Here is a 2,891-nt window from a genome sequence, read left to right on the forward strand (position 1 = left end):
CCCCGGCGCGACGCGCTGCCTCAGCCACCCGAGTGCCCTGGCCCTTCGTGGCATCCCGGTGATGTGCACGCCGCCGCTCGACTAGTCCAGGTAGGTGCCGACGAAGGCCCCGTCGAAGCCGAGCGCGGCCAGGCCCTGCTCGACGCTGGAGTAAGTCGTTCCGTCCGGGATGGCGATCAGTGCGTCGAAGTCGGCTCGGCTGATCTCCGGTTCGAGCCACTGGTTGCTGCAGCGGCAGCAAACCCAGACGTTCCGTCCGTGGTTGATGAGTAGCCAATCGCGGCGGGCGCGGCAGGCCGTGCACATCACCGGGATGCCACGAAGGGCCAGGGCACTCGGGTGGCTGAGGCAGCGCGTCGCGCCGGGGCCGCTGGGCGGCTGCGTCTCGTACTCGAGTTGCAGCAGGGGATCGGTGCCGGCGGGGAGGACGGGCAGCACGGGTGTCGGCTCTGCGGGGCGGTCGGTGGTTCTGAGCACGAGCGTCATCTCCCGGTCGAGGTGCTTCTGTTTCCATCCGTAACAGCCGGTGGAGCTGCTTGTCCAGGGGTTTCTCGAAGGCCGGCGGGCCGGTCACCCGGCCCGCCGGACCCTCGTCAGCGGCGCGGTGGGCGGTTGCGTGGGTCGGAGGCGGTGGGGCGAGCTGCTGCCGTGGGTGCCGTCCGGTTGTTGGTGCGACTGGCCGGGGCCCTTGTCTGGCTGGTGCCGGCCTGCGGGCGGCGCGTCGCTTCACCCGGGTGAGCGGGAAGCTGGGCAAGGCGGCGCAGTCGCCAGACAAGCACGTCGTTCACGTCGTCAGCCGTGTCGAGTTCGCGCATCTCGATGGCCTGCTGGAGGAGGGCCTTGGGGTCGTGGCCTGCGTGCTCGGCCTGGGCAAGTGTGGCGGTCAGGGCATCGGCCGTGGACGAGCTGTCTGCTCGCATCACCCCGTCGGGCAGTGCTGCGCGGATGGTGGCCTGGTGGGCGCGGCGTTCGGCTTCCGGTAGAGCGCGACCTTGGTCGTGTAGGGCCTGCATGGGAGTGGCAGCGGCCTGTCGGTAGGCGGCTCGCAGATGCTCGGCGGTCTGTCGGGAAGCGTGAGCCTGCTGGGCGTGTCCCCGGGCAGAGTGCCAGCGGGCGGCGGCGATCGTGACCAGGACCAGGGTGGAGAGGAGCATGGCGGTGGTGCCACCGTCCTCGCCACGTCCGAGGGCGCTGCCAGCCTGGATGATGCCCCGGGCCGCCGAGCGGATCGCCCGCGTGTCGGCATGCTCCGCTCGGACGTGGCTGCGGGTGGCACGCTCGAAGGATCGGGCGGCGGCGCCCAGCTCGGCGCGGGTAGCGGCTGGGGAGGTCTGTGTCACCGCGTCCAGGAGTTCGCCGATCCCCACCAGTTGACCTGCGGCTTCGTCGTCGTCGCTGTCGAGCAGGACGGCGGCGCGCTCGGCGATACCGGTAGCGTTGCGTCGTTCTCGGGCGGGCGGGGACCAGTCCGTTCGGCCGCTGGTCGCCGCCGGGTGCGTCGTCTGGTCAGCGGTGTCGTCGGCCAGTCGGCGGCGGATCTTGGGGAGTGAGAGGTCGGGGGCCAGCTTGGAGCCGGGGTACCAGATCGGTGCGCCGTCGCGGTTACGGTCACCGGGAAGCGCGACGTTGTAGCCGATGGCGTCGCCAGACGGGGCGTTTCGGACCTTCACACGGAGGCCCGCCTCCCGGAGCCTGGCGAAGAACTCCTCTTCGGTGGCCGCCCCGGCGAGGGCTTGGCGCACGGCTTCGCGGAGAGTCTCGCGAGGGGCCTCGGACCGACCGGTGCGCTCGGCCTTGAAACGCTCCGCGCTGGTGGGGGACTTCGCTCCGGTGCCGTCGCCGGGCCTGAGCTGGCGGAACCCCATCTCCTTCTCGATGCGGCGGCATTCGGCCTGGGCCTTCTTGAAGTCGTAGTTCATCCTCGGACGGCGCAGGTCACCTCGGACCATGGTGGCCAGGATGTGGATGTGGTCGTCGGCGTGCCGTACGGCGACCCAACGGCAGCCGTCCGGATCGCCTTCAGGGGCGAGGTTGACGGCGTGGACCAGGCGGCGGGCGACGGTGTTCCATTCGGCGTCGGTCAGGTGTCGGTCGCCGGGGTCGGTGCGGACCGAGCAGTGCCAGACGTGCTGGGCAGGTGCCGTGGTGCCGGCCTGCTTGACCCGCAGGTCCAGCGCTGCGGACAGGCGGGCGAGGGTGACCTTGGGGTCGGGGTCGGGGCTGGTGTCTCGTCCGGGGTCGGGGGCGAAGCCGTCCCAGCTCCCGACGAGGTGCGCGTCGGTGTGTTCGTCGCGTTTGCCGGGGCCGTACAGGTAGACGAGCAAGCCGTGGGTTCGTGAGCCGCGTCGGATCTTGGGGACCATCAGAGTCGCTTCTTCACCAGGGTGTCGGCCACGTCGTCAATACGGGCCAGGAGTCGGGTCAGGGTTGTGAGGGCGTTTTCGAGTTCGCCGGGCCTGGGCTGCCCCCCAGCGTTGTGGACGTAGGCGATCTGGTTGATGTTGTTGCCGACCCGGGAGAGGGCGGTGCGCAGGGCGGCCAGCTCGTCGATGGCGTCGTCGAGCTGTTCGTTGGTGTGCAGGGTGGTGGAACCGCGGGCGGCGGCGAGGAAGCGCGCGACGGTGACGCTGCGCTGCGCGGCGGCGGCGACGATCTCGGCTTTCTCTGTGTCGGAGAGGCGGGTGGTCGTCTTGCGGGTGCGCTCGGTCGGGTTGCGGCTGCGGCGACGCGGCTTGCGGTCGGGGAAGGGGGACGCGCTCGGGCTCGGCTGCTCTCGGTCGCTGTGGCGATCTGCTTCTCCCCCCGCGTCCGGCACCCCCGGGTGCCGGTCGTCCGGAAGGCGACAACAAACAACATTAAACCAGAGACCCGCCAGAAGAAGACGTGAGAGG

Annotated in this window: 3 protein-coding genes; all 3 read right to left on the minus strand. The window is 70.7% G+C overall.

The annotated features are described in order from the left end of the window. Positions 1-81: 81 nt before the first annotated feature. The 3 genes from ABTZ94_RS37105 to ABTZ94_RS37115 all read right to left on the minus strand — a co-directional run bounded on the left by ABTZ94_RS37105 (position 82) and on the right by ABTZ94_RS37115 (position 2,815). Positions 82-486 carry a hypothetical protein gene (locus ABTZ94_RS37105; RefSeq protein WP_351207807.1) on the minus strand — a complete coding sequence of 135 codons (405 nt, stop codon included), beginning with the start codon at positions 484-486 and terminating at the stop codon, positions 82-84. 107 nt (positions 487-593) lie between these two features. After that, positions 594-2,363, minus strand: a complete 1,770-nt coding sequence (locus ABTZ94_RS37110; protein WP_351207809.1) for a relaxase/mobilization nuclease domain-containing protein — start codon at positions 2,361-2,363, stop codon at positions 594-596. Further along, positions 2,363-2,815, minus strand: coding sequence for a plasmid mobilization protein (locus tag ABTZ94_RS37115; protein ID WP_351207811.1), 453 nt, complete (start codon positions 2,813-2,815; stop codon positions 2,363-2,365). Before ABTZ94_RS37115 ends, ABTZ94_RS37110 begins: the two co-directional genes overlap by 1 nt. Positions 2,816-2,891: the final 76 nt, after the last annotated feature.

The organism is Streptomyces sp. NPDC002785, from assembly GCF_040295565.1.
GTDB lineage: Bacteria > Actinomycetota > Actinomycetes > Streptomycetales > Streptomycetaceae > Streptomyces.